The 24,596-nt window shown below is 62.6% G+C and carries 22 protein-coding genes; 11 read left to right on the top strand and 11 right to left on the bottom strand.

Going from position 1 to position 24,596, the window contains the following annotated elements:
• Position 1: 1 nt before the first annotated feature.
• Positions 2 to 1,045 carry a Gfo/Idh/MocA family protein gene (locus HJB91_RS24170; protein ID WP_210633600.1) on the bottom strand — a complete coding sequence of 348 codons (1,044 nt, stop codon included), beginning with the start codon at positions 1,043 to 1,045 and terminating at the stop codon, positions 2 to 4.
• Between the two features lie 135 nt (positions 1,046 to 1,180).
• Here HJB91_RS24170 and HJB91_RS24175 point away from each other — a divergent pair, with 135 nt between their 5' ends.
• Both HJB91_RS24175 and HJB91_RS24180 read left to right on the top strand, forming a co-directional pair.
• Positions 1,181 to 2,224, top strand: coding sequence for a substrate-binding domain-containing protein (locus HJB91_RS24175; protein ID WP_221156001.1), 1,044 nt, complete (start codon positions 1,181 to 1,183; stop codon positions 2,222 to 2,224).
• 134 nt (positions 2,225 to 2,358) lie between these two features.
• Positions 2,359 to 3,228, top strand: a complete 870-nt coding sequence (locus HJB91_RS24180) for a glycerophosphodiester phosphodiesterase family protein (protein ID WP_221156002.1) — start codon at positions 2,359 to 2,361, stop codon at positions 3,226 to 3,228.
• Here HJB91_RS24180 and HJB91_RS24185 read toward each other — a convergent pair.
• The 7 genes from HJB91_RS24185 to HJB91_RS24215 form a co-directional block, all read right to left on the bottom strand.
• Positions 3,218 to 4,042: an inositol monophosphatase family protein gene (locus HJB91_RS24185; RefSeq protein ID WP_221156003.1), complete on the bottom strand. Its 825-nt coding sequence runs from the start codon at positions 4,040 to 4,042 to the stop codon at positions 3,218 to 3,220. The two genes, HJB91_RS24180 and HJB91_RS24185, sit on opposite strands and share 11 nt — an antisense overlap.
• On the bottom strand, positions 4,042 to 5,046 hold the full coding sequence (locus tag HJB91_RS24190) for a LacI family DNA-binding transcriptional regulator (RefSeq protein ID WP_221156004.1): 1,005 nt from the start codon (positions 5,044 to 5,046) through the stop codon (positions 4,042 to 4,044). The genes HJB91_RS24185 and HJB91_RS24190 overlap by 1 nt, the downstream gene beginning before the upstream one ends.
• The gene (locus tag HJB91_RS24195; protein ID WP_210633609.1) at positions 5,039 to 5,809 is read right to left on the bottom strand and encodes a glycerophosphodiester phosphodiesterase; all 771 of its coding nucleotides are present in this window, start codon (positions 5,807 to 5,809) and stop codon (positions 5,039 to 5,041) included. Before HJB91_RS24195 ends, HJB91_RS24190 begins: the two co-directional genes overlap by 8 nt.
• Positions 5,809 to 6,864, bottom strand: coding sequence for an ABC transporter ATP-binding protein (locus HJB91_RS24200; protein ID WP_221147524.1), 1,056 nt, complete (start codon positions 6,862 to 6,864; stop codon positions 5,809 to 5,811). Before HJB91_RS24200 ends, HJB91_RS24195 begins: the two co-directional genes overlap by 1 nt.
• Positions 6,864 to 7,706 (bottom strand): carbohydrate ABC transporter permease, encoded by an 843-nt coding sequence (locus HJB91_RS24205; RefSeq protein WP_221147525.1) that lies wholly within the window; start codon positions 7,704 to 7,706, stop codon positions 6,864 to 6,866. Before HJB91_RS24205 ends, HJB91_RS24200 begins: the two co-directional genes overlap by 1 nt.
• A 2-nt stretch (positions 7,707 to 7,708) precedes the next feature.
• Entirely contained in the window at positions 7,709 to 9,010 is a 1,302-nt protein-coding gene (locus tag HJB91_RS24210) for a carbohydrate ABC transporter permease (RefSeq protein ID WP_221156005.1), read from the bottom strand.
• 65 nt (positions 9,011 to 9,075) lie between these two features.
• A complete protein-coding gene (locus tag HJB91_RS24215) occupies positions 9,076 to 10,422 on the bottom strand; it encodes an extracellular solute-binding protein (protein ID WP_221156006.1) in 1,347 nt (448 codons plus the stop codon).
• A gap of 247 nt (positions 10,423 to 10,669) precedes the next feature.
• Between HJB91_RS24215 and HJB91_RS24220 the strand changes: the two genes are divergently transcribed.
• Both HJB91_RS24220 and HJB91_RS24225 read left to right on the top strand, forming a co-directional pair.
• The gene (locus HJB91_RS24220) at positions 10,670 to 11,128 is read left to right on the top strand and encodes a YbaK/EbsC family protein (RefSeq protein ID WP_210633617.1); all 459 of its coding nucleotides are present in this window, start codon (positions 10,670 to 10,672) and stop codon (positions 11,126 to 11,128) included.
• Positions 11,129 to 11,212: 84 nt separating this feature from the next.
• Complete coding sequence (locus HJB91_RS24225; RefSeq protein ID WP_221156007.1) at positions 11,213 to 12,226, top strand: Tim44 domain-containing protein; 1,014 nt, start codon at positions 11,213 to 11,215, stop codon at positions 12,224 to 12,226.
• 52 nt (positions 12,227 to 12,278) lie between these two features.
• Here HJB91_RS24225 and HJB91_RS24230 read toward each other — a convergent pair whose 3' ends face one another.
• On the bottom strand, positions 12,279 to 13,310 hold the full coding sequence (locus tag HJB91_RS24230; RefSeq protein ID WP_210633620.1) for a hydroxyacid dehydrogenase: 1,032 nt from the start codon (positions 13,308 to 13,310) through the stop codon (positions 12,279 to 12,281).
• Between the two features lie 274 nt (positions 13,311 to 13,584).
• On the opposite strand from HJB91_RS24230, the gene HJB91_RS24235 reads away from it, so the two are divergent.
• The 7 genes from HJB91_RS24235 to cydX all read left to right on the top strand — a co-directional run bounded on the left by HJB91_RS24235 (position 13,585) and on the right by cydX (position 21,416).
• Positions 13,585 to 14,184 (top strand): HupE/UreJ family protein, encoded by a 600-nt coding sequence (locus HJB91_RS24235; protein ID WP_210633622.1) that lies wholly within the window; start codon positions 13,585 to 13,587, stop codon positions 14,182 to 14,184.
• Positions 14,185 to 14,459: 275 nt separating this feature from the next.
• Positions 14,460 to 15,038, top strand: coding sequence for a GbsR/MarR family transcriptional regulator (locus HJB91_RS24240; RefSeq protein ID WP_210633624.1), 579 nt, complete (start codon positions 14,460 to 14,462; stop codon positions 15,036 to 15,038).
• A 4-nt stretch (positions 15,039 to 15,042) separates the two neighbouring features.
• Positions 15,043 to 16,773 carry a thiol reductant ABC exporter subunit CydD gene (cydD, locus tag HJB91_RS24245; RefSeq protein ID WP_221156008.1) on the top strand — a complete coding sequence of 577 codons (1,731 nt, stop codon included), beginning with the start codon at positions 15,043 to 15,045 and terminating at the stop codon, positions 16,771 to 16,773.
• The gene (locus tag HJB91_RS24250) at positions 16,770 to 18,461 is read left to right on the top strand and encodes an amino acid ABC transporter ATP-binding/permease protein (RefSeq protein ID WP_221156009.1); all 1,692 of its coding nucleotides are present in this window, start codon (positions 16,770 to 16,772) and stop codon (positions 18,459 to 18,461) included. The genes cydD and HJB91_RS24250 overlap by 4 nt, the downstream gene beginning before the upstream one ends.
• Positions 18,462 to 18,538: 77 nt before the next feature.
• Positions 18,539 to 20,119 carry a cytochrome ubiquinol oxidase subunit I gene (locus tag HJB91_RS24255; protein ID WP_221156010.1) on the top strand — a complete coding sequence of 527 codons (1,581 nt, stop codon included), beginning with the start codon at positions 18,539 to 18,541 and terminating at the stop codon, positions 20,117 to 20,119.
• Positions 20,120 to 20,125: 6 nt separating this feature from the next.
• Positions 20,126 to 21,280, top strand: coding sequence for a cytochrome d ubiquinol oxidase subunit II (gene cydB / locus HJB91_RS24260; RefSeq protein WP_210633631.1), 1,155 nt, complete (start codon positions 20,126 to 20,128; stop codon positions 21,278 to 21,280).
• 13 nt (positions 21,281 to 21,293) lie between these two features.
• Entirely contained in the window at positions 21,294 to 21,416 is a 123-nt protein-coding gene (cydX, locus tag HJB91_RS24265; protein WP_210633633.1) for a cytochrome bd-I oxidase subunit CydX, read from the top strand.
• 45 nt (positions 21,417 to 21,461) lie between these two features.
• Here cydX and HJB91_RS24270 read toward each other — a convergent pair whose 3' ends face one another.
• Both HJB91_RS24270 and HJB91_RS24275 read right to left on the bottom strand, forming a co-directional pair.
• A complete protein-coding gene (locus HJB91_RS24270; protein WP_221147531.1) occupies positions 21,462 to 23,465 on the bottom strand; it encodes an aldo/keto reductase in 2,004 nt (667 codons plus the stop codon).
• 37 nt (positions 23,466 to 23,502) lie between these two features.
• Entirely contained in the window at positions 23,503 to 24,585 is a 1,083-nt protein-coding gene (locus HJB91_RS24275) for an ABC transporter ATP-binding protein (protein ID WP_210633636.1), read from the bottom strand.
• Between the last annotated feature and the right edge of the window lie 11 nt (positions 24,586 to 24,596).

Raw genomic sequence — 24,596 nt, forward strand, 5'->3', positions numbered from 1 at the left:
GTCACGTCATCCTGTGCTGAATTTCGATGCGCCGGCCGGTCCTGGCGCTTTCGATCGCGCCGAAGACCATGGCAAGGCTCCTGATGTTGTCGGAATTGACGGTCTCGGGCTGCTTGCCGGTGCGGATCGCCGCGATGAAATCGGCGATGACGCTGGCGTGGCCGTGGGTTTCCTCGTGGTGTTCCGGACCGGGAACGTTTACGGAAGCAAAGCCGTGCAGAAGACCGGGCTCTTCACCGGCGACGGCGGCCTTGAAGCTCTCCTCACCGTCCCAGGTCAGCATTCCCTTCGAACCGACGAGACGCCACTGGCTTTCCCAGCTGGTGCGCTCGCCTTCGGCACACCAGGAGCCGCGATAGGTGAAGACGATGTCGTCGGAAAATTCGAAGATTGCGTTTGCCGACGCGCCGTGCCGGTACCAGGAACCCTTCGGGTTGCGCTCGACGCAATAGACGGCGAGCGGCTTCCTGTCCGCGACGTAGCGGGCAGCATCGAAGGTGTGGATCGCCATATCGAGAAGCAGCACATTGTCCATCTCCTCGCGAAAGCCGCCGAAATGCGGCGCGAGGAAGAAATCGCAGTGAATGGCGGTGAGTTCGCCGATCGCACCACTGTCGACGAAACGGCGCAGGCGCCTGACCCCCGAAATGAAGCGACGGTTCTGGATGACGGCGTGGATGCGGCCGGTCTCTGCAGCGAGATCGATCAGCGCCGCGCCTTCGGCCAGCGAGGCCGCCATCGGCTTTTCGCTGAGCACATGGCAGCCGGCCTTGAGCGCGGTCGAAACGACATCATACCGGGCGGGCGGAATGACGATGTCGAAGACGAGATCGGCTTTCGTGGCGGCAATCATCTCCGACAGGTCAGAGCCGATGACGGCGTCTTCCAGACCGAACTCGGTGGCGAGCTTTTCCGCCGTCTCCCGGTTCAGGTCGACGAGGCCGACGATGGCGATGGAGTCGGCGAGTTGAGGGTGGGACGCGATGGCGCGCAACCAACCTTTGGACATAGCTCCGCACCCGCACAGAATGGCACTGAATTTCACGATTTCCTCCGAGGGAATGGCGCCAACTCTCCTCGTGACACGCATCCCGTAAACGTTTACGACTGTAGGCGAAAACATTTTACGCTGTCAATAGAGGCAAAATGCGAAAATGCGGACGGAGGAAAAGCGTCAGCCATGAAAGGGATTCGCCAGCTTGCCGAGCACCTGGATATCTCGATCGGCACGGTCTCCCGTGCGCTGAACGGCAAGCCTGACGTCAACGAGGAAACCCGCCGGCGCGTGCTGGCGGCGGCCGAGGAGCTCGGCTATGTCGCCAATCAGTCGGGGCGAAGCCTCCGGCAAGGAGAGACAAAGGTCATCGGCCTGATGATCGAAGCGAGCCGGGAAGCAGTGGAAAATGCCGATAACTTCTTCCTCGGCGTCACAAGCGGCCTGCAGCATGTTTTTGCCCGGCACAAGCTCGACCTCCTGATGCTCCCCTGCCCTGCCGACGAGGATCCGTGCGAATATCTGAAGCGCATGGTGGCGCGGCGCGTCGTCGATGCGATGATCATCTCCAACACGCAGCGCATCGATCAGCGCATCAATCTTCTGTCGCGAGCAAAGATTCCCTTCGCCGCCGTCGGCCGCAGCCTTTCGGCCGGCAATTTTCCCTGGATCGACCTCGATTTCGAAGGCGTTGCCGAAGGTGCTGTCGAAAGGCTGGTCGCGCGCGGCCATCGCCGGATCGCGATCACGGCGCCCTCAAGCGAAGTCAACCTCGGCTACGTCTTTGTCGAGAGCTATCGCCGCACGCTCGAACGGCACGGCATTCCCTTTGACCCGTCGCTCGTCATTCGCGTCCAGTCGAGCGAACAAGGCGGGTATCAGGCAGCGCACGAACTGCTGCAACTTGAAGATCGGTCGACCGCAGTCATCCTGATTTATGAGCTGATGGCGATCGGCCTTTACCGACGCCTGGGGGAATCGGGCGTCTTGCCTGGCCGCGATCTCGCGGTGATCGGCTTCCGCGACGCCCCCCGTGCCCGCTTCCTGCAACCCTCGCTCAGTTGCTTCCGCATGTCGCTCTACGATCTCGGTATTGCGCTCGGCCAGATGCTGCTCGCCAACATGCCGGCCTATCGCGAATTCTATCCGGATGGCGGCGGCAACATCATTTGGCCGCTGGAACTGGTACCGGGGCAAAGCGATGCCTTTGAGGTCGAGAACCAGGCCTGAGCGCTGCGGCGGCCGTTCCCCTCACGTGATCGAACCGTAGGGAAGGGGCATGCCGGCATCTCGTCGCGAAGGTCATATTCGGCCCTTGATAATCGCGGCCTGGCAAGGCAGGAGAGTGACATCACGGAGATTAGATGCAGATGACGAGATTGGCGGATTCGAAAGGCCTGGAGATTTCGCATGAGGGGCATCGCACCCGTCTGAAATGGCACCGGCTGCGCAAGCGGTTTGCCGATCCCCTGTTCTCCGCCGAGGTGATGGCGGAGGGTTTTGCGGCAGGCGCCTCGATGGAACTCGATCTGCGCGTGCGCGCCGACGGCGGCTTCGTCGTGCTGCACGACAGGGAGCTTGAAGGTGAGACGACGGGCCGTGGACCAATCGCTGCAAAGAACGCTGCCGACCTCCGCGATACCAGGATGAAGGACGGCACCCGGCCGCTGATCCTCAGCGAGGATCTCGCCGATATGATGCGGGCAACGCATCCGGCCGCATTGCTGCAATTCGATATGAAGGACAATTACGAAGCTGTCGGCACCCGCGGCATCGAGCATCTTGCCAGGCATTTCCGCAATATCGCCGCCTCGGTGATTGTCAGCGGCGGCAGTCTCGACCTCATCGTGGCAGTCAAGGAAAAGCTACCGCATCTGCTGCGCGGCATCGATCCGACCGACAAGCTCTACGACATCAGGAAGGCCGGCGGCTGGAAAGCTGTCGAAACAGAATTGCGCGCCGATCTAAACGGCCCGATCGAGCCGGACACGGTCTATCTCCACTGGCCGCTGATCCTCAACGCCGCTAAAGAGGGGCTGGATATGATCGCGCTCTGCCAGGACCACGGCAAGCGCGTCGATGCCTGGACCTTCACGCTGAAGCAGCCGGAGGCTGGCTTCAGCGAAGAGGAGTGGCTGAATTTTTTGGCACTGATGGCACTCAAGCCGGATCAGATCACCACCGACGAAGCGCCGGCGACCGAGCGCGCCTGGCGCCGCCGCATTAACGGGTAACGGGTGCCAGTCCTTCGATGTCGAGGATGAAGGCGAATTCGTCGGCAAGCCCCGGCGAATAGGCGATGACCGGTCCGCCTTGCGCAAGCGATTTATCGACCGACGGCATGGCCACGATCGCGCCGGCCTCTTCGGCGATCAGCGCCCCTGCGAGCATGTCCCAGGCATTGAGGTGGCGTTCGTAATAGAGGTCTGCCGCGCCTTCGGCGACGCGAAGGAGGTCGAGGGCGGCAGCGCCCATGCGGCGATAGTCCATTCCGCGCTCATGAAGTCGCTTGGAGAGCGCGAGATACTCATCGAAGCTCGTCTTGCGCGAATGACCGAGAATGACGAGCGCATTGGCCGGATCGGCAGTCGTCGCCGCATGGATCGCCAGTCCATCCTTGAAGGCGCCGCCGCCGCGTACCGCGTGAAATACTTTGTCCTCGGCAGCGTCGTAGACGACGCCGATCTCGACCTTGTCGCCGACGACAAAAGCGATCGAAACGCCCCAGTGGCGGAAGCCCCTGATATAGTTGGTCGTGCCGTCGATCGGATCGACGACCCAGGTGCCGGCCCCTTCCGATTGCCCGCCGCTCTCCTCTCCCATGAAGGTATCGTCGGGAAAGCGCGAGATGAGCCCGTGGCGGATCGCCTGCTCGGCCCTCCTGTCGGCGATGGTGACGAAGTCCTGCAATCCCTTGCTTTGGACGGCAAGAGTGCCGGGATCCGACTCGCGCCGAAACCCGGCCGTCTCCCGTCCGACCTCGAGCGCAACGGTAATCGCGGCCTCCGCCCGTGCGCGGATGGCAGCGGCGTCGAATGCGGCGTTCATCAGGCAGTCCTTCTTTTTATCAATGTCACCGGTGTGAATTCGACACGCGCCGTCAGCTCCGGTTCGGCCATCCGGCTTATCAACAGGTCGACGGTCTGTTCTGCCTGGAGGTCACAGGGTTGGCGGATGGTCGTCAGGTCGTAGGCGGTCCAAGCGGCCTGGGGAATGTCGTCATGGCCGATAATGGGGATCGGCGGCGCCTCGTCGCGGCCCCTGCCTTGCATGATGCGATCGATCACGCCGCAGGCCATGTAGTCATTGGCGCAGAACAGCCCATCGATGCCGGATGCGGCCAGGTCGGGCGCCGCATCATAACCGCTCCGGTAGTCATTGATTCTGACCTGCAGGAACTGCGCCTCGACGCCAAGCTGCTTGCAGTCGGCGATGAAGGTCTCGCTGCGACGTCGCGCGGTATAGGATTTGGCCGGGGCAGCCATCACGGCGGGCTTTCGCACGCCGCTGTCGATCAGGTGGCTGGCTGCCAGATGCCCGGCCATGCGGTCGTCAGAAATGATACGGTCGACCAAGGGAATGTCGTCGCCCTTGTTGATCAGTACGATTGGCACGCCTTCGGCCGCACATTGTTCGCAGATTTCGGTCGGCGGTGCGTCGGATGTGACAATGACGCCTGACACGGCGTAATGCAGCAATTGGCCGATGACCGTCGAGGTATCCGCCTCCTGTGAGGTCGGCAACAGGATCGGGCGGAAGTTACGGGCGAGCAGCGCCCGAGACAGATGCTCGATCTGCAGCGTGCGGAACGGGTTGTCGAAACCGGCGGCAACGAGACCGACGAGATCGGAGCGCTTGTTGGTGAGGCTTCGGGCAAGATAGTTCACTCGATAGCCGAGTTGCTTGGCGGCCTGATAGACCTTCTCGCGCGTTTTCGGCGAAACGCTGGCATCCGGCGTGAAGGCGCGCGACACGGCAGCGCGCGAGACGCCGGCCGCCCGCGCCACGTCGAAGGAGGTTGCCTTGCGCGGCCCCTTGTCCTTGTCAGCCAAGTGCTTTCTCCTTAATCGGAGGCGGCCGCATCAGATCGGGCAGATCGGTGCAGATGCCGAGAACCGGCAGTTTCATGAGGTCATCGAGAATGGTCCGCCGCTCCTCGTGCCAGAGCACGATCTCGCGGCCAGCCTCGAAGGCGCGGGCCATCAGCGCCTCGGTCACCAGATCCTGCGGGCGCTCCCCTGCCCTCTCCCAGCAGAGATGCAGAATATCCGCGCGGGCCTCCTCACCGAGAGCATGCGGATCGTGGCCGACACGGATCAGCACCGAGAGCGGAAAATCGCAGGCCGCGTCCCTGAGTTCGCGCACCTGCGCGGTATCGAAGGAACCAAGGCAGGCAAAGCGCTGGTTCATTTCGACAAGGTGCCGCCAGCATCGGATGCCCGTCCCCGGCGCCTTGAGCTCGACATAGAGGCCAGTCCCGGTCTCTCGGGCGAGAGCGGCGACCTCCGAAAAGGTCGGCACGTCGACGCCGTCAAGGCCGGCGAGCTCAGCCGCCGTCATTTCCGATATACGTCTGTCGATGCCATAGACCCGCTGCAGATGGTCGTCATGCGAGACGACCACCACGCCGTCAACGGTCAGCTGCGTGTCGAGCTCCCACATCTCCGCGCCGAGTTCGGCCGCGCGGCGGAAAGCGGCGAGGGTGTTTTCGCGTTCGTGGCCGCTGGCGCCGCGATGGCCGATGCAGAAGGGAAGCCGGCCCTTGGCCGTCGGCCAGCCGTAACGTTGGAAGAAGGCTGAAAAATCGCGGGTCATCAGAGCCTCGTTCCGTTCTCGTCGAAGACGAACACGCCGCGGCTGTCGATGCCCCAGGCGACATCGTCGCCGACGTGAACATCGTTGCGCGCCGGCTGGATCGAGCGCAGCAGCGGCCCGCCGGCAACACGCACGTCGTAAAGGTTTTCTCGGCCTTGTGTTTCGGCGAAGGTGATCTTGCCGGACACGGTGACGTCGCCCGCAGGCGTAAAATGCTCCGGCCGGACGCCGAGCATCAGCTTGGCGCCTTCGGCGGCGCCGATGGCTCTCGGCAACGGGACCCGGATCTCACTTTCCGGGATTGCGAAGGCGCCCTTGTCCATGACGCCGCGCAGGAAGGTGATCGGCGGATTACCGAGGAAGCCGGCAACGAAAGCGGTCTTTGGATCGTTGTACATCTCGGCCGGTGTGGCGATCTGGACGATCTCGCCCTCCTTCATGATGGCGATGCGGTCGCACATGCTCATCGCCTCCACCTGGTCATGGGTGACGAGGATGGCGGTGATGCCGGTCTCTCGCTGCAGGCGGCGGATCTCCGAGCGCATTTCGAGGCGCAGCTTGGCGTCGAGATTGGCGAGCGGCTCGTCGAGCAGCAGCACGTCGGGTTTGCGGATCAGCGCGCGGGCCAGCGCCACGCGCTGCTGCTGGCCGCCGGAAAGCTCGGCCGGCCGCCGGTCCATCAGCTTGCCGATCTGCACGAGGGTCGCGATGCGATCGACCTCTTTGCGGATCTCGGCGGCAGGCATGCCCTTGACCTTCAGGGGGAATCCGATGTTTTCGGCAACCGTCATGTGCGGGTAGAGCGCATAGGACTGGAAGACGACACCGACATTGCGGGCCTGGCTCGGGAGATCCGTGACATCCCGCTCGCCGAAGAGGATGCGCCCGCCGGTCGGCCTGTGAATGCCGCAGACCGCAAAAAGCGTCGTTGACTTGCCGCAGCCGGACGGTCCGAGCAAGGCCAGCATCTCGCCGCCGGCGACTTCGAGCCGCATGTTCTCGATGACCTTGGTGGAGCCGAAGCTCTTCGAGAAATTGTCGAGGAGGATGCGCATCAACCTTTGCTCCCGCCGCCGTAGATGTTCATGAGGTATTTGTTGAAGAGCGCGTAAACGATCAACACCGGAATCAGGTAGAAGAGGCCGACCGCCTTGAACATGTTGAAGTCATAATTGTTATCGTCGGCGAGGAAGCCAGCGAGATAGACCGACAGCACCTGCACCTGATTGCCCGGCGCCAACACCTGCGGCAGGATGAACTCGCCCCAGCCGGAGAGGAAGGAGAACAGGCCGAGGGCCATGATGCCGGGCTTGACCTGCGGCAGCACCAGGCTGCGCCAGACCCTGAAACGCGAAGCGCCATCAACGACGCCGGCCATTTCGATTTCCCAGGGCACGGTATCGTAGAAGCCCTTCATCAGCCAGATGCCGAGCGGCAGGTCGATCGCCGCCTTCACCAGGATGACGCCGATCAGCGAGTTATAGAGGCCGATCATCTGCAGCACGATGAAGATGGCGATGATCAGCGTTACCGACGGAAAGGCGTGCAGCACCATGACGCCGGCAAGGAAGAAGCCGCGTGCCGGCACGTTCAGCCGAGACAGCACATAACCGGCCATCGAGGAGACGAGCAGCACCAGACTGGTGGTGCAGGCCGAAAACAGCAGCGTATTCAGGGTCACGTGCCAGATGTTCGCCTTGCCCGCCGTTGTCTGCCACAGGAAACGCCAATGGTTGAGCGTCAAGCCGGAGGGCAACAAGGCGTCCGGCGGCTTCACCGTGACGGTGTCGAGGAAGAGATAGACATACATCAAGAGCAGCGGCAGGCTGACGATGGTCAGCGCCGTCAGGACAGGCCAGCCGCGATAATTTGCCGAGGGCTGCGAGCGTTCGACCATGGTCAATCCTCGATCAACGGCTTGGCGACAAGCGTGCCATAGTTGAAGACGCGCAGATAAAGCAGCGACAGCACCACGCCGATGACGACGAGCACCAGCGCCATGGCGGCACCCAGTCCGTATTCGAGATTGCCGGCATAGTTTCTGAGTGCGGTGTGATAGGCGGAGAGCGCCCAGACCTCGGTCGCGTTGCCCGGCCCGCCATTGGTGGCGAGCAGGATTTCATTGAAGGAGGCGAGCAGCGACAGCGTCTGATAGCAGGTGACGAAGAGGATCGGCCAGCGCATCTGGGGCAGGATGATGTAGCGGATCTGCTGCCAGCGTGAGGCGCCGTCGACCTCGCTCGCATAGAACTGGCTCTTCGGGATGGCCTTCATCGCCGACGAGAACACCAGCATGCCCATCGAGGCGCCGATGAAGCCGTTGATCAGCACGACGAAGAACCAGGCATTATAGGCGGTATCGAGCAGATAGTTCTTCGGGGGGTAGCCGAACTTGCCCATCAGGATGGAGATGAAGCCGCTGTCCCAGGCGAGCCACTTCCACAGCATGACGTAGATGACGACGGGCGTGATGCGCGGCAGGAGCCAGATGCCGCGAAAGATCGAGGCCGGCGTCGGAGGCATGTAATGCGTCCAGATGGCAAGCAGCAGCGCATAACCGACGTTGAAGAGCATCAATACTAGCGCGACATAGAGAACGGTATTGAAAAGCACACGCGCCATGTCGGGCGAGCTGGCCATGCGTGAGAAATTGTCGGTCGTCCAGGTCCAGCCGGTATAGGTGGTCTTGGCGACGGTTTCCTTCTGCTCCGGCGTCAGCTTGAAACCCAGACCGTCCAGCGACGAAAACAGCTGTTCCTTGCTGTCGAAGCGCGTGTTGAGGACGGAGCGGTTGAACTGTTCGGAGATCTGTTTGACCTCACGCGTCGAAGGGCGTTCTGCAAGATCCTTGATCATGCGTTCGACCTCGCGCCGCGTCGCAAAGATCTCGCCGGCGTGTTTGGCGCGCAACTCCGCCGCGATCGCAGGCGCAAGGCCGAGGCCCTCCACGGCCTTGAGGCCGGCTTCGTCGATCGTGTAGCGCGGCTCGGCCATCTCGGCCGCGATCTCCGGCATCGCCGATTTCAGCGTGATCAGCGAATTAGGTGCGATCTGATAGACGCCCCCTGAAATGCCAGTCGCCGTGGTCATGTTGGTCATGGAGAAGACTGCCGTCAGAACGACCGGCATCAGGAAAAACAGCACGATCATGACCGCCGCAGGCGCGATCATCACCAGTCCGAGCGTTCTGGACGTTTTCATGGAAGCCTCCTCGAAGGGATCGATCGGGCGGCGGGGTTGCCGCCGTCCGGAGGGATGCTTCGATCTCAGCGGATGACGATCTTGTCACCGAGCGTGCTTTTCAGCTCGCTTTCGGCATCGCCGATGGCGGCGTCGACGGTCTTGGCGCCGGTCCAGGAAGCTTCGAGGTTCTTCCACATGATGTTCCAATAGGTGCCGAAATCGGAATTGTTCGGCATCGCATTGGCATGCGGCAGCAGGCGTTCGGTGGCTTCGCGGGTCCAGCGGTCAGCCGAGTAAAAATCCACTTCAGACTCCGCCTCAGAAATGCCGAGATGGGCTGACTTGACCGCATGCAACGCATTGATGCGCGGCTCCGAGGCGATCGTGATCAGCTTGGCGGCGATATCGGTGTCCTCCTTGTCGTGGCCTGCGGTCAGGAGGTAGACGAGCGGATGCGTCAGCGTGTTGGCCTTGCCCCCTTCGCCGGCCGGGATCAGCGTGAAGATCACGTTGCCGAAGAAATCCTTGAGGCCTTCCTGATTGACGAGTCGGGCATAGTGCCAGGTGCCGCCGTCCCAGATGCCGGCCTTGCCGGTGGCGACTTCCTTCCACCACTGGTCGCCCGGCATGCCGATGTGGTTCTTCTTGGTGACGCCTGATTTAACAGCGTCGGCGAAGAACTGGTAAGTGCGTGTCATCGCAGCCTTGTCGAAAACAAGCTTGCCGCCTTCTTCCATCGTGCCGCCGAAGCTGGTGTAGAACTGCCAGTAATCCGGACCGTTGCTGGTGCGCGGATAAAAGCCGTAGCCGGGCTGGACGAGGCCCTTGTCCTGCATCTTCTTGGCGTCTTCGAGCAGGTTCTTCATCGTATACTTACCGTCCTGCACGTTCTGCGGCAGGGCGTCGAGATCGGCGTCACTGTAGCCGATCGCCTTCATATACGGTTTCCAGAAGAACATCGGCCGGGATTCGGCATCCTGCGGGATGCCGTAGACGGTGCCGTTGTAGGAGGCGATCTTCAGAAGATTTTCGTAGATGCCGTTCAGCGGCCAGGAGTCGAGGTCGACATAATCTTCGATCGGGACGATCAGGCCGGATTGCGACCAGGGCGCGATGTCCTCATGGCCGCTTACGACGATGTTCGGGGCGGTCTTGGCTTCTGCGGCAAGGGTGAGCGCCTGTTTGAAGTCTTCCCAGGCGCTATAGGGCTTCTTCTCGACGGTGATTTTCAGGTCTTCGCCCTTGAGGGCGGCTTCGCGCTGCAGCTGCTGCGCCGCGATCTCGATGGCATCGAGACGATAGACGTCGTTCGGGCCGGTGCCGCCGGCCCAGACGCTGATGGTAACATCCTTGGCGAATGCAAATACGGAGGTCGAGGCCAGGATGGCAGCCGCGATCGTAAGGGATTTCAACGTCGGCAAAATGGTCATCTTCTTCATCTCCCCAGAAGAGCAGTGTGAAGCCTCTTGACGGGTCATCACTGGTGTTGACGACCGCTTCGAGAGCCCGCGAAACGTGACAAGTCCCGCTCTATGGGCTTGATGTAACGGTCGAATGACAAAATTGAGCACGTGTGCAAAAATTATTATGACGATGTGCGCGGGACTTGCAAGCGGCAGTGTTCGACGGGCATCTTTTATGCTTCAAATTGCGGCTTTCCTGGTCTAGCATCGCCTCATGAGCCTTGAATCCGTCCGCGCCTTCCTCCGTGCTCACGCACCCGATATCGACATCATCGAAACCGCCGAGAGTTCCTCGACGGTTGCCCTTGCCGCCGAAGCCCATGGCGTCGAGCCCGCCCAGATCGCCAAAACGATCTGTCTGCGCGTCGGCGAACAGATGATGCTGGTGGTCGCCGGCGGTACGGCGCGGCTCGACAATCGCAAGTTCAAGGACACTTTCGGGGCCAAGGGGCGCATGCTCGATGCCGAAGAGGTGGTGGCGGTCACCAGCCACCCGGTCGGTGGTGTCTGCCCGTTCGGCCTGCCCGCGCCGCTGCCGATCTATTGCGATATTTCGCTGAAACGTTTCGATGAAGTGGTACCGGCGGCCGGCTCGACCAATTCGGCCGTGCGCATCGCTACGGGACGGCTGGCCGAGCTCACCGGCGCCAGTTGGGTCGATGTTTGTCAGTAAAACACTCGCAAAACTTCAAACAGAAGAAAGACGACCTATATTCTATCCCGACATGCCGTGATTGTGCATGACAGGAGACCAGGAATGCCGAGTGCCGTTTCGCGTTTTGCCAAGATGGCGGCCATTGCCGTACTGACGAGCGCTACCGTTTTTGCCACGATCAGCGATGCCGATGCGCGACGCGCCGGCGGCTTCGGCGGGTTCGGAAGCCGTGGCACCCGCACTTTCAGCGCGCCTCCGGTTACCCGTACGGCGCCTGCCCCGGCTGCCCCCATCGAACGATCGATGACGCCGCGCCCGCAAACGACGGCACCCTATAGCACGCAGCAGCCCGGCTACGCCCAGCAGCGCCCGGGTTTCTTCAACGGCTTCGGCCGTTCGATGATCGGCGGGCTGATCGCCGGCGGTCTCCTCGGCATGCTGCTCGGCCAGGGTTTCGGCGGCGGCTTCGGCTTCCTCGGCATGCTGCTGCTGATCGCTTTGATCGGCGGCGCCGTCATGCTTGCCATGCGTTATTTCGCCAACCGCCGCCAGCCTTCTTACGGCGCCAGCGGTCAGAGCCGGTCCTACGGCCAGTCCGTTAAAATGTCGCCCACGAACTCTTTGTCGTTCCAGATCCCGGCGATCGGCTCGGGCGCCGGTTACGGCGGACTGCCGCGCGGCAATCGCCTAAGCGACGAGATCGGGCTGGTCCAGGCTGATCTCGACCAGTTCGAGGAGTTGCTGACGAGCGTGCAGACCGCTTACGGCGCCGAAGATTACGGCGCGTTGCGCCGGCTGACGACGCCCGAGGCCATGTCCTACCTTGCCGAGGAACTGGGAGAAAACGCCACCAACGGCGTGCGCAACCGTGTCTCCGACGTCAAGCTGCTGCAGGGCGATATTGCCGAGGCCTGGCGCGAGAACGGCCAGGAATATGCGACGCTCGCTATGCGTTATTCCTCGATCGATGCGATGGTCGAACGCGACAGCGGTCGCGTCGTTTCCGGCGACGACCGCCGTCCGAGCGAAAGCACCGAGATCTGGACCTTCGTGCGCAGGCCGGGCGCGGACTGGAAACTCGCCGCGATCCAGGGCACCGGGCAGCGCGCCGCTTAAAGAAGGCTCTTATTCACGCCGCCCAGGCTGTCAATCAGCTTGGGCGGCATCTTCAATTCACCGCGACCGGCTTGGAGCGCATGCGGGAGACCGTCTCGCGCTCCGCCCGTTTGCAGCGCATCGGCGGCAGGCCGCGATCCATCAGGTCCATGTCCTCGAGCACCATGTCGCCCATCTTCTTGAAGGCGCTGTCGAGCGCTCCGGCCCGGTGCGCCGAGCGGATGAAGCCCTTCAGGCTGCGTACCGGATGATCAGGCGGCAGCGGCTCTTCAGGGTAGACGTCGCTTGCCGCGACGATATGGCCTGACGAAACAGCCGCCATCAATGCGTCGAAATCGACAACGTCGGCGCGGCTGAGCAGGATGAAGGCCGCTCCCCTGCGCATGCTGGAAAAGGCCTCGGTACCGAGAAATCCCCTGTTTTCGCTGGTGACGGCTGCGACGACAAAGACGAAATCGCTCTTCGTCAGGACATCCTCCAGGCTTGCGGGCTCGACGCCGTTTTCTTCGAGGATCGAGCGGGGCAGCCAGGGATCGAAGACCCGGATGCGCGCCCTGAAACCGGACAGCAAGCGGCGCAGCGCTCTGCCGAGATCGCCGAAGCCGACAATGCCGATCTCGGAACCGGCGATCAGCCGCGCGCTCGCATTGCCCTCCCCGCCCCAGAGCTCGCTGCCCTGGCGAAAGGCCACGTCGGCATCGACGATGCCGCGCGCCAGGGCCAGCGCAAAGCCGAGACCGATTTCGGCCACCGGCTCGGCGAAAACCTGGCCCGTCGTCACGACATGGATGCCGCGCTCGAACAGCACGTCATAGGGCATGTTGTTGAGAAGATTGCTCTCGACGTTGAGGATCGAGCGTAGAGCCGGCATTCTGGCGAGCGTTTCCGCCGAGAGCGGCGGCTGACCGATCACATAGCGCGCTCTGCCGAGAATTTCGTCGCCAAGCCCGGCGATGTTCTTCGGATCGGCTTCGACAACTTCGTATTTCGCCTGCAGTTCGGCGCGTGCCTTATCGCTGAAGATCAGATCGAGCGTGCGCGGCTCGGGCGCGCTGATCGCCAGCGGTCGTTCGGCATTTGTCATCGGCATCTCCTCCGTCGCGGCGGCTTGCGTTGCCGGCTGGAGAATTGATAACCTCCGACTGCGGTCGTTTCCAGTTGGCTGACGAGAAATTGCAGAGCGAACCGCGCACCGGTGCTGATCATGAGTGGCCGAAGCAATGGAAAGCGGCATTTGCCTATCAGATAAGCAATTGAATTCTCTGGCTATTCGTGGCTTTTTTGTTGACGGTCCGAACTGCCTGAATTAGCTTGAGGCATCCCGGCAGGAAGTCGAAGAATTGCAAAGGAAACGAACCATGAAGTCAGTACTTAAGAGCGGCCTGCTTGCCTTGGCTGCCGCAGCGCTACCGGCTGTCGCTTCCGCCCATCCTGCCGTCGGCGACGCTGCCGGCTTCAGCCACGGCTTTGCTCATCCGATCTCCGGCCTCGATCATGTCCTTGCCATGGTGATGGTCGGTGTGGTTGCTTTCCAGCTCGGCGGTCGCGCCATCTGGCTCTTGCCGTTGACCTTCGTCCTGATGATGGCATTTGGCGGTGCTCTCGGCGTTGCCGGCGTTGATCTTCCCTTCGTTGAGACAGGCATTGCGCTTTCCGTCGTCGTTCTGGGGGGCATGATTGCAATCAATGTCAGGGCGCCGCTGGCTACGGCGCTCGGCATGGCGGGTCTCTTCGCCATCTTTCATGGCCATGCGCACGGCGCCGAAATGCCGGACGACGCTGCCGGCGCCGCCTATGCTGCCGGCTTCATGATGGCAACCGGACTGCTGCATGGCGCCGGCCTCGCGCTTGGCTGCGTGATCGGCCGCGCCGGCGAACGCCAGGGCGTTTTCGTCACGCGGGCGGCCGGCGGCCTTGCCGCCATCTCGGGACTGGGCATCCTGGCCGGTCTGATCTGATCTGTCCGCATTTCGGCAAGAAGCCGATACGCAGCTGACGCACCTCGCTCGGACAATTACGCTCGGCATGCGCGATGCAATGCCGGACATAGTTTTCGCATTATTGCGCTGACGAACCGCGGAGTTGCGCCGCGTAATCCGCTGCGGCCAATCCCACGCGTGAATTGACAATATCCAAATTGACGCAGGCACCTCTTGCTGATTGTCGGCGGGAGGTAAAGCTCTGTATAGTGATTTCAGAAATTTCTGAAATCACAGACTCAACGGAAATTGACATGAACCTTCCGCCTCTCGTTCAGTCCTTTGTTCTCCATTTCGGGGAAATGGGATCGCGCTGGGGGATCAATCGCACAGTCGGTCAGATCTACGCCCTGCTATTCGTCTCCCCCGCCTCGCTCTGCGCCGAGGAGATCGCCGATTCCCTCAGCATCTCGCGCTCCAATGTGTCGATGAGCCTGCGCGAGCTGCAGGCCTGGAATCTCGTCCTTCTCAAACACAAGCCGGATGATCGCCGCGATTTCTTCACCACACCCGATGATGTCTGGCAGATATTGAGGACGCTTGCCGAGGAGCGGAAGAAACGGGAGGTCGACCCGACGCTGTCGGTTTTGCGCGAAATCCTGATGCAGCGCCCGGCAAGCGAAACCGAGCGCTATGCGCAGGAACGCATGGGCGAAATGCATACGCTGATCGAACAGCTGACGCATTGGTATGAAGACGTAAAACAACTTGAAACGGAAAGGCTCGCGACGCTACTCTCGCTGGGCGCGAAAGTGACAAAGCTTCTGGAGGCCAAGGACCGAGTCATCTCGCTCGGCCGCAGCCGCCGGCCGAATCCTGCGAACAAGAGTTAGCGGCATGGGCACTGCTTTCTTCGACGCGACAAACGAAGCGGATGGACGGCCGCGGGCTGGAAAGGTCGCGACACCACGCGCCGATGCGGGCAAAGGCCGGCTGCGCAATGCGGCGATGCTGCAGGCGCTGGCCGCCGTCATCTGGATCCCGCAGGCTGCGCTGCTGGCCGTCTCGGTTGGCCGTCTCGCCGGCGGCGGCGGGCAGCATGACGTTCTCTGGCCGGCCTTTGGCATTCTCGTTCTCGGATTGGTAAGAAGCTGTCTCGACGCGGCTGGGGGGCGCCTGGCCTTCCGCGCCGCGCGGAGCGAACTCAGCCGAAAGCGGCAGGCGGCGGCCGCTTCCCTCTCCTTGGCGTCGCCGGTCGACCGCGGCCGGCCGGCATCCGGCAAAGCCGCGAGTGTCATCGGCGAACAGGCTGAGCTCATCGTGCCCTATCTCGCCCGTTTCCAGCCGGCGCGGGTGAAAGCGAGCCTTGTGCCGCTCGTCATCCTTGTCTTTATCCTCGCCGTCTCCTGGATCGCCGCGCTGGTCCTGCTGTTTGCCGCGCCGCTGATTCCGATCTTCATGGCGCTGATCGGTTGGCGCGCCCAGGCGGCCAGCGAAAAGCAGCTTGTGGCGACCGGCGATCTCAACGGCTTCCTACTCGACCGCCTGCGCGGACTGACGACGATCCGTGCTCTGGATGCGGTCGATACAACGGCCCTGCGGCTGCGTCGCGAGGCGGAATCGCTGCGTGCGCGCACTATGTCCGTGCTGAAGATCGCCTTTCTGTCCTCGGCCGTGCTCGAGCTTTTGGCAGCGCTCGGCGTGGCTATGGTTGCCGTCTATGTCGGCTTCAGCCTGCTCGGCGAAATCCGTTTCGGCACTTGGACAGGACGGCTTGACCTGACAGAGGGACTGTTCATGCTGCTGCTGGCGCCGGCCTTCTTCGAGCCGCTGCGCGAACTCTCGGCCGTCTGGCACGACCGGGGGGCGGGGGAAGCGGCGCTGAAAGGCCTGGACGCGCTTGCCGCCGAAGGTCTGTCCATTCGAGGATTGGCCGAACCGGCGGCTCTCGCCAGCACCGAGGCGCCCGGCATCCGACTTGAAAATCTCGCCTTTGGTTACGGCGCCGACGAGCCGCTGATCCTCGACCGCTTCAACCTCGATATCGCCGCCGGCGAACATCTGGCGCTGCTTGGTGCCAGCGGCTCCGGCAAGTCAACGCTTCTTTCGCTGATAGCGGGACTGGCGCCCTGCGTCGGTGGCCGCATCGTCATCGGTGGCATCGAGCTTGGGGATGACACCGTCGCCACGCTGCGGGGCGCGATGGCTTGGATCGGCCAAAAGCCGCATATCTTTGCCGGTACCATCGCAGGCAATATCGCACTCGGCAGGCCTGGTATCTCGCGCGGCGACGTGGCGGACGCGCTTGCCGCCGCCAGCCTCGGAAAGGTTGCCGACGCTTATGGGGGCCAGCCGCTCGGCGAAGGCGGGATCGGTCTTTCCGGCGGCGAGGCGCTGCGGCTTGCGATCGCACGCGCTGCTTGCAATCCTGATCTGAAGATCATTCTGGCCGACGAGCCGACCGCGCATCTCGACGCGGACACGGCGGCTGATGTGACCGAGACCTTGCTCGCGCTGGCGCGGGGTCGTACCCTCATCGTCGCGACACATGATCCGCTGCTCGCCGCCCGCATGCACCGCGCCATCCGCATCGATGCGGATTTCGCCATGAGGGAGGCGGCTGAATGAGCTTCTTTGTTGCAGACATCAAGCCGATCCTTCGTCTGTTCTTGGCCGAACGTCGACGCGCGTTGTTTGTCGGCGCCGTGCTTTCGGCGGCAACGGTGACGGCAGGGGTCGCGCTGCTCGGACTCTCCGGCTGGTTCATCACCGCCACTGCCCTTGCCGGGCTATCGGCCGCGGCCGCCATGACCTTCGACGTTTTCGCACCGGCCGCGGGCATCCGCCTGCTCGCCGTCGTCAGGACGGCGGCACGCTACGGCGAGAGGCTTGCGACCCATGATGCAACACTCGGCGTGCTTGCCGCGCTGCGCGAAAGACTGTTTCGCGGCTTTGCCGAACCAGGTGCTGCCCGTGCTCTGGCGCACCGTCCGGCGAGACTGCTGTTCCGGCTGACGGGCGATATCGATGCGCTTGATTCCCTCTATCTCCGAATTCTCGTGCCGGCTGCTGTCGCGATCGGCGCAACACTGACTGCGAGCGTGGTGCTGGGCCTGATGCATCCCCCGTTCGGCCTGTGTTTCGGCCTCTTTCTCGCCGGAGCCGGCCTTGGCCTGCCATTGATCGCGGGCCGCGTTGCGCGCAAACCCGCCCGCAGGCGTGCCCATGGCATCGAGGCGCTGCGGTCACGGACGATCGATCTCGTCGCCGGCCAGACCGACCTGCTGATGGCCGGCCGGCTCAAGGCGCAGAGGAGCGCCATCGCGGATGCCGACAGTTACGCGGCTCAAGCCGATGATCGGTTGAACCGTGTCGAAACCGGTCTGACATTCGGTTTCGGCCTCGTCTCCACGCTCCTGCTGACGGCATCGCTGCTCACGGTGGCCGCGCTTGCGGAAACGAAAGCGATTAGCGCGCCGGTCGCAGCCCTCGGCCTGCTCGTCGCCTTCGCGGCGGTCGAACCCTTCGCGGCGCTCCGCCGCGGGGCTCTGGAACTCGGCCGAACGCTGCTGGCCGCAAAGCGGATCGCACCGCGGCTTGCCGTCGCTGATGAGACCCAACCGCCAGCGACGCCGCTGCCGGGACACGCCTTTTCTCTGGCTGGCGTGTCCGCCTTCCATGAGAATTCCGCCGTGCCGGCGCTGGAGGACATCGACCTGGTGCTCAAGCAGGGCGAACGCCTTGCCGTCATCGGCAGCAGCGGCGCCGGCAAGTCGAGCGTGCTCGCTCTGCTTTCCCGCGAGTTGCCGGCAAGCGCAGGAAGCGTCGCCGCGATGAGGGCGACCTTGCTGACGCAACGGACGGAACTCTTCGAGGATAGCCTGCGCGGCAACCTTCTTCTTGCGAACCCGGATGCGAGCGAGGACCGCCTTCGCGAAGCGCTCGCCGCCGCCGGCCTGCTTGCCGATATCGAGGCCATGCCAAAGGGGATCGACACAAGGCTCGGCGAGTGTGGGCTCGGACTTTCGGGCGGCCAGTCGCGCCGGCTGGCGCTTGCCCGGCTGTTCCTGCGCGACACGCCGCTCTGGCTGCTCGACGAGCCGACCGAAGGCCTCGACGGCGCCACCGCTCGCGATGTGCTCTCACAGCTGTCGTTAATGGCGGCAGGCCGCTCGCTGGTGATCGCCACGCATATCCGCCGCGAGGCTGCGGTTGCCGACCGCATCGCCGTCATCGAGGGCGGCCGTATTTCGGAAGTTTCGCGCCGTGGGGAGGCGGCGTTCGAAAAGGCGCTCGACCGGCTTCGATCGGACTGAGCAAGACCCGCATGCCCTCACCCGCCGGCCGGCGCTGAGGAACGCTCCGTACCCCGTGGGACCGTGGGAGAAAGACAATGGAACTAGATATCGTAGCACTTTCGCGCTTCCAATTTGCGCTGACGGCGCTTTACCACTTCCTGTTCGTGCCGCTGACGCTCGGCCTGTCCGTGCTCCTGGCGATCATGGAAACCGTCTATGTGATGACCGGCCGCCAGATCTGGCGGCAGATGACAAAATTCTGGGGCACGCTGTTCGGCATCAATTTCGTGCTCGGCGTCGCCACCGGCATCGTCATGGAATTCCAGTTCGGCATGAACTGGAGCTATTACAGCTATTATGTCGGCGACATCTTCGGCGCGCCGCTGGCGATCGAAGGCTTGATGGCCTTCTTCCTGGAGGCCACCTTCGTCGGGCTGTTCTTCTTCGGCTGGGACAAGCTGTCGAAGGTCGGCCATCTCGTCGCCACCTGGGCTGTGGCGCTCGGCTCGAATTTTTCCGCCCTTTGGATTCTCATAGCCAATGGCTGGATGCAGAACCCGGTGGGATCGGCACTCAATCCGCAGACGATGCGCATGGAGATCACAAGCTTCTTCGACGTCGTCTTCAACCCGGTCGCCCAGGCGAAATTCGTTCATACCGTGTCGGCAGGCTACGTCTGCGCTTCGATCTTCGTGCTCGGCGTCTCGGCCTGGTATGTGCTGAAGGGCCGGCATATCGAGCTTGCCAAGCGTTCGATGACGGTCGCCGCCTCCTTCGGTCTTGCCTCGGCGCTGTCCGTCGTCGTGCTGGGTGACGAGAGCGGTTATCTGGCAACCGAAAACCAGAAGATGAAGCTCGCCGCGATCGAAGGCATGTGGAAGACGGAGCCGGCTCCGGCCGCCTTCACCGCCTTCGGCTTTCCGGATCAGGAAGCGCGCGAAACACATTTCGCCGTGCATATCCCCTGGGTCATGGGCTTGATCGGCACACGATCGCTGACGACGGAAATACCCGGAATCGATAAGCTCGAACAGCAAGCCGAAGCCCGCATCCGCGGCGGCATCAGAGCTTACGATGCGCTTATGCAGATCCGCGCAGCGCCGACGCAGGATCAGGTTGCGCAGGAAGTGCGCACCTCCTTCGAGGATCTCGGCCATGATCTCGGTTATGCCCTTCTGCTGAAGCGTTATGTCGACGATCCCCGCCAGGCGACCGACGCGCAGATCGTTCAGGCGGCGCGTGATACGATCCCGCATGTGCCGACCCTCTTCTGGTCCTTCCGCATCATGGTTGGGCTCGGCATCTTCTTCATCCTGCTGACATCAACCTTCTTCTGGCTATCGGCGCGGCGCCATCTCGACAAATATCCGCTGCTGCTGCGGATTGCCGTGCTGGCGATCCCGCTTCCCTGGGTCGCCATCGAGCTCGGCTGGGTCGTCGCCGAATTCGGCCGCCAGCCCTGGGTGATCGAAGGCGTGCTGCCGACGGCGGCAGCCGTCTCCAGCCTCGGCGCCGGCACCGTGCTTCTGACGATCATCGGTTTTGCCGCGCTCTACACGGTTCTGATCGTCATCGAGATGAGTCTGATGATCAAGGCGATCCGCCAGGGACCGGAACCGGACGACGCGCCGCAAGCCGTGCTGATTTCCGAAACCCTCGTCCCGGCCGCGGAGTGACCTGTCATGATCCTTCACGAACTCCTCGATTATGAAACCCTGCGCGTCATCTGGTGGCTGCTGCTCGGCGTCTTGCTGATCGCCTTTGCGACGACCGGCGGCTTCGACCTCGGCGTCGGCACGCTCCTGCCCTTCGTCGCCAGGACCGATACGGAACGGCGCCTGGCAATCAACACCATCGGCGCAACCTGGGAAGGCAACCAAGTCTGGTTGATTCTCGGCGGCGGCGCCATCTTCGCCGCCTGGCCGCCGCTTTATGCAGTCTCCTTTTCGGGCTTTTATCTCGCAATGTTTGCGATCCTCTTCGCACTCATCCTGCGTCCGGTCGGTTTCAAATACCGGTCGAAGCGGGAAAGTGTCCGCTGGCGCTACGGCTGGGACTGGGCGCTCTTCATCGGCGGCTTCGTGCCGGCGCTGATCTTCGGCGTTGCCGTCGGCAATGTGCTGCAGGGCGTGCCCTTCCGCTTTGCCGACGATATGCGGATCTTCTACGAAGGCTCGTTCTTTGCCCTGCTCAACCCCTATGCTTTGCTCTGCGGCCTGCTCTCCGTCGCCATGCTGACGATGCACGGCGCGGCCTGGCTGGTGTTGAAGGCGAGCGGGCCGGTTGCGGAACGCGCCAGGAGTTATGGCAGCATCGCCGCCCTGGCGGCCATCGTGCTATTTGCCCTCGGCGGGCTCTTCCTATGGGTCGGCGTCAGTGGCTATCGCATCAGCAGCGATATCAGCCCGATCGGGCCTTCCAATCCGTTGCTGAAGACGGTGGTGCCTGAGAACGGCGCATGGCTTGCCAACTACACCGCCCATTCATGGATGATCGTCGCGCCCGTCCTCGGCTTTGCCGGTGCGGCATTGGCCTTCATCGCCATGCGGGCAAGGCGCGAGGTGATGACACTGCTTTTCAGTAAGATCGCGATACTGGGGATCATCTCAACGGTCGGCCTGTCGATGTTCCCGTTCATCCTGCCCTCCTCCCTCGATCCGCGCTCGAGCCTGACGGTTTGGGATGCATCCTCCAGCCACATGACGCTGTTCATCATGCTCGTGGTATCGGCGATATTCCTGCCGATCATCTTTGCCTACACCGCCTGGGTCTATAGGGTTTTGTGGGGCAAGGTCGACGAGAAATCGATCACAGACAAGAACAGTCACGCTTACTGAGGGAGACGAAACGATGTGGTATTTCGCATGGATTCTCGGCCTGCCGCTGGCAGCCGCCTTCGCTGTCCTCAACGCCATGTGGTACGAGCTGATGGACGACGCAGCCGGAAGAAAGGCGTCCGAAACGCGCAAATAAATATGCGAAGGGCGCGGCTTCGAACCGCGCCCTTTCCCTGTTTTATCAGCCTTCCAGCCACTTCACCTGATCGGGTGTCAGCTTGATGTCGAGCGCCGAGAGGCTGTCCTCCAGCTCGGCGATGGTGCGCGGCCCGATCAATGGAATGACCGGGAAAGGCTGGGCGATCACATAGGCGAGCGCGATGTGGATCGGGTTGCGGCCGAGCTTGTTGGCAAGCTCGATGGCGCGGTCGCGGCGCCCGAAATTGCGCTCGGAATACCAGACCCGCACGATCTCCTCATCGTCCCGCTTGTCGCGGCCAGCGCGGTCGGTGAAGAAGCCGCGGCCCTGGCTCGACCAAGCGAAGTTCGGGATCTGCTTGTCGTTAAGCCACGTCTTCCAGTCGTCGTCGGAGGCGGCGACGCAGCCGGCCCAGATCGGATCGAGCATCTCAGCAAGCGAGAAGTTGTTGGAGAGCGCTGCCGGTGCCCTCTTGCCGGTCTTTTCGGCATAGGCGATCGCCTCGTCGAAACGTGCGCGCGTCCAGTTCGAGCCGCCGAAGATGCCGCGGATGCGGCCGCGTTTGACCTCGGCATCCATGGCATCGACGAATTCGCCGACAGGCACGTCGGTATTGTCGCGATGCATGAAATAGATGTCGACATAGTCGGTCTTCAGCCGGGCGAGCGACTGGTCGAGCTGCTTTGCAATCATGTCGGGATAGCAGAGCGGCGAATGCGCGCCCTTGCCGATCAGCACGATCTCCTCGCGCGGCACCTTGCGGCTGGTGTGCCAGTCCCCGAAGATCGCCTCCGTCTTGCCGGCGCCATAGACAAAAGCCGTATCGAAGGCGTTGCCGCCGGCTTCGTAGAAGGCGTCGAGCGTCAGGGAGGCGGCGGCAAAGTTCGGGAAGAACTCGAAGCCGAGGGTCACGACCGAAGCCGGCTTGGAGATGCCCGGAATCTGTCGCTGCGGAATGCTGTTGCCGCGCGTGACCGCGCCGCCTGATATATTGGCCGTGCGTTTGGCGGCTTTTTCGACGCCATATTCGAGCCCGACCGAGGCGCGCCACTGGTCGAGCACGCGCAGGTTTCCGATCGAATCGGCCCAGCTCATGCCTGGAGAACTGAACTCGGTTCTGCCGGCCCGGATCGCATCGCCCGCCGCGTCCGCTTCGAAGGAATAGAGCCAGCGCTCTTCCTTGACCTCTACCGTCTCCTGTTTGCCGCCCTTGAAGATCTCGATCTTGCCGACGCCGCCCTTGTGGCCGGAGGCGAACCAGAAATCCGCGACCTCGATCCGGCCTTCGGAGCCGATGATGCGCAGCACATTGTCCTGCTGAGCCATGATCGAGCAGGAGACTTCGGCGATGATCTCGTTCGGGAACTTGAGCACGGCCGACGCCCATTCGTCGACGCCGCTCTCTCCGAGATGGGCGACGCCCGACACCTTCTCCGGCTCGAGGAAGGCTTTGCCTTCCGCGGCGCCAGAGATCAACCGCGCCATGGAAACAGGATAGCCGCCGACATCGAGAATGCCGCCGCCGGCGGTATCATTGGCGAAAAGCCGATGCTCCGGCTTATAGCTGCCCATGTTGAAGCCGAAGCTCGAACGGATGATGCGGATCGTGCCGATGACGCCGCTCTTGATGAGCTGAACCAGCTTTTCCGTCTGCGGATGCACCCGGTACATGAAAGCTTCGCCAGCAAAGACGCCGGCTTTCTTGGCTTCGTAATAAACGGCTTCGGCATCATAGGCCGAAAGCGCGATCGGCTTTTCCACCAGGATGTGCTTGCCGGCGCGCGCCGCCTTGATCGCCCATTCGGCATGGCCGGTATGGGGCACGGAAATATAGACCGCATCGACTTCGGGGTCGGAAAGCAGCGCCTCGTAACCATCGACGATGCGGGCGCCCGGGAAGTTTTCGGCAAGTCCCAGCTTGGAAGGGTTGCGGGTGGCGATCGCGACCAGTTTGCCGGTGCGCGAGTGGGCAACGCCATCGGCAAAGGTGCGAGCGATGGTGCCGGGGCCGATGATGCCCCAGCGGATCGGTTGATCTGAAGTCATGGAAACCTCTTTCGTCTTTCTGCCTTGGGATTGCGGTTTAGCGGAGCCGTTTGCCAGCGCCGTCGAAAAGGAATGTGCGGCTGGCGGGAAGGCCGACGGTCAGCGTCTCGCGATTGCCTGATGTGCGCGATTCCGGCCGCTCGATGATCAGCTGTTCGTCGCCGACGGCGGCATAGATGTAGCTGGTATTGCCGAGGTGTTCGGCGACATCTATGGCAACGGTAAGATCGGTATCGCCGGCACCTGCATCGACGAAATGTTCGGGCCGGATGCCGAGGGTCACTTTCGCACCGGTTTCGATGCGATCGGCGACGGACAGCGGCAGGCGCGTCGCCGGATTGCTCTCCAGCGCGATCACCGCCCTGCCCGGCTGCGCCTCGACGACCGCGGCTTTCAAGAAATTCATCTTCGGCGAGCCGACGAAACCGGCGACGAACTGGTTGGCCGGATCGTCATAGAGGTCGAGCGGCGCGCCGATCTGCTCGATGTTGCCGGCGCGCAGCACGACGATGCGGTCGGCGAGCGTCATCGCTTCCGTCTGATCGTGGGTCACGTATATCATCGTCGTGCCGAGCTGTTTGTGCAGCCTTGATATTTCCACACGCATCTGCACGCGCAGCTCTGCGTCGAGGTTCGATAGGGGTTCGTCGAACAGGAAGACCTCAGGTTCGCGCACGATGGCGCGCCCGATGGCGACGCGCTGCCGTTGACCGCCGGAAAGCTGTTTCGGCCGCCGTTTCATCAGTTCGGTGATCTGCAGGATATCGGCGACATGGCTCACGCGCCGCTCGGTATCGGACTTCGGGTTGCCGTTCATGCGCAAGCCGAAGCTCAAATTCTCCTCGACCGTCAGATGCGGATAGAGCGCATAGGATTGGAAGACCATGGCGATGCCGCGATCGGCCGGCTCGACGTCGTTGACGACCTTGCCTCCGATCCGAAGCTCGCCCGATGTAATATCCTCGAGACCGGCGATCATCCTCAGCAGCGTGGACTTGCCACAGCCGGAAGGGCCGACGAAGACGACGAATTCGCCGTCCTTCACCTCCAGATTGGCGCCATGGATGATCTCGAAGCCGCCGAAGCGTTTGACGATGTTGGTCAATGAAAGCTCTGCCATTCGGCTTCCCC

Source organism: Rhizobium sp. NLR10b (assembly GCF_019685435.1).
Classification (GTDB): Bacteria; Pseudomonadota; Alphaproteobacteria; order Rhizobiales; family Rhizobiaceae; genus Rhizobium.

What these genes read in the sequence shown, in the direction of transcription:
- HJB91_RS24175 (WP_221156001.1), top strand. Translation starts at nt 1,181, where the DNA reads ATGAAAGGGATTCGCCAGCTTGCCGAGCACCTGGATATCTCGATCGGC.
- HJB91_RS24180 (WP_221156002.1), top strand. Translation starts at nt 2,359, where the DNA reads ATGCAGATGACGAGATTGGCGGATTCGAAAGGCCTGGAGATTTCGCAT.
- HJB91_RS24185 (WP_221156003.1), bottom strand. Translation starts at nt 4,042, where the DNA reads ATGAACGCCGCATTCGACGCCGCTGCCATCCGCGCACGGGCGGAGGCC.
- HJB91_RS24195 (WP_210633609.1), bottom strand. Translation starts at nt 5,809, where the DNA reads ATGACCCGCGATTTTTCAGCCTTCTTCCAACGTTACGGCTGGCCGACG.
- HJB91_RS24200 (WP_221147524.1), bottom strand. Translation starts at nt 6,864, where the DNA reads ATGCGCATCCTCCTCGACAATTTCTCGAAGAGCTTCGGCTCCACCAAG.
- HJB91_RS24205 (WP_221147525.1), bottom strand. Translation starts at nt 7,706, where the DNA reads ATGGTCGAACGCTCGCAGCCCTCGGCAAATTATCGCGGCTGGCCTGTC.
- HJB91_RS24210 (WP_221156005.1), bottom strand. Translation starts at nt 9,010, where the DNA reads ATGAAAACGTCCAGAACGCTCGGACTGGTGATGATCGCGCCTGCGGCG.
- HJB91_RS24215 (WP_221156006.1), bottom strand. Translation starts at nt 10,422, where the DNA reads ATGACCATTTTGCCGACGTTGAAATCCCTTACGATCGCGGCTGCCATC.
- HJB91_RS24220 (WP_210633617.1), top strand. Translation starts at nt 10,670, where the DNA reads ATGAGCCTTGAATCCGTCCGCGCCTTCCTCCGTGCTCACGCACCCGAT.
- HJB91_RS24225 (WP_221156007.1), top strand. Translation starts at nt 11,213, where the DNA reads ATGCCGAGTGCCGTTTCGCGTTTTGCCAAGATGGCGGCCATTGCCGTA.
- HJB91_RS24230 (WP_210633620.1), bottom strand. Translation starts at nt 13,310, where the DNA reads ATGACAAATGCCGAACGACCGCTGGCGATCAGCGCGCCCGAGCCGCGC.
- HJB91_RS24235 (WP_210633622.1), top strand. Translation starts at nt 13,585, where the DNA reads ATGAAGTCAGTACTTAAGAGCGGCCTGCTTGCCTTGGCTGCCGCAGCG.
- HJB91_RS24240 (WP_210633624.1), top strand. Translation starts at nt 14,460, where the DNA reads ATGAACCTTCCGCCTCTCGTTCAGTCCTTTGTTCTCCATTTCGGGGAA.
- cydD (WP_221156008.1), top strand. Translation starts at nt 15,043, where the DNA reads ATGGGCACTGCTTTCTTCGACGCGACAAACGAAGCGGATGGACGGCCG.
- HJB91_RS24250 (WP_221156009.1), top strand. Translation starts at nt 16,770, where the DNA reads ATGAGCTTCTTTGTTGCAGACATCAAGCCGATCCTTCGTCTGTTCTTG.
- HJB91_RS24255 (WP_221156010.1), top strand. Translation starts at nt 18,539, where the DNA reads ATGGAACTAGATATCGTAGCACTTTCGCGCTTCCAATTTGCGCTGACG.
- cydB (WP_210633631.1), top strand. Translation starts at nt 20,126, where the DNA reads ATGATCCTTCACGAACTCCTCGATTATGAAACCCTGCGCGTCATCTGG.
- cydX (WP_210633633.1), top strand. Translation starts at nt 21,294, where the DNA reads ATGTGGTATTTCGCATGGATTCTCGGCCTGCCGCTGGCAGCCGCCTTC.
- HJB91_RS24270 (WP_221147531.1), bottom strand. Translation starts at nt 23,465, where the DNA reads ATGACTTCAGATCAACCGATCCGCTGGGGCATCATCGGCCCCGGCACC.
- HJB91_RS24275 (WP_210633636.1), bottom strand. Translation starts at nt 24,585, where the DNA reads ATGGCAGAGCTTTCATTGACCAACATCGTCAAACGCTTCGGCGGCTTC.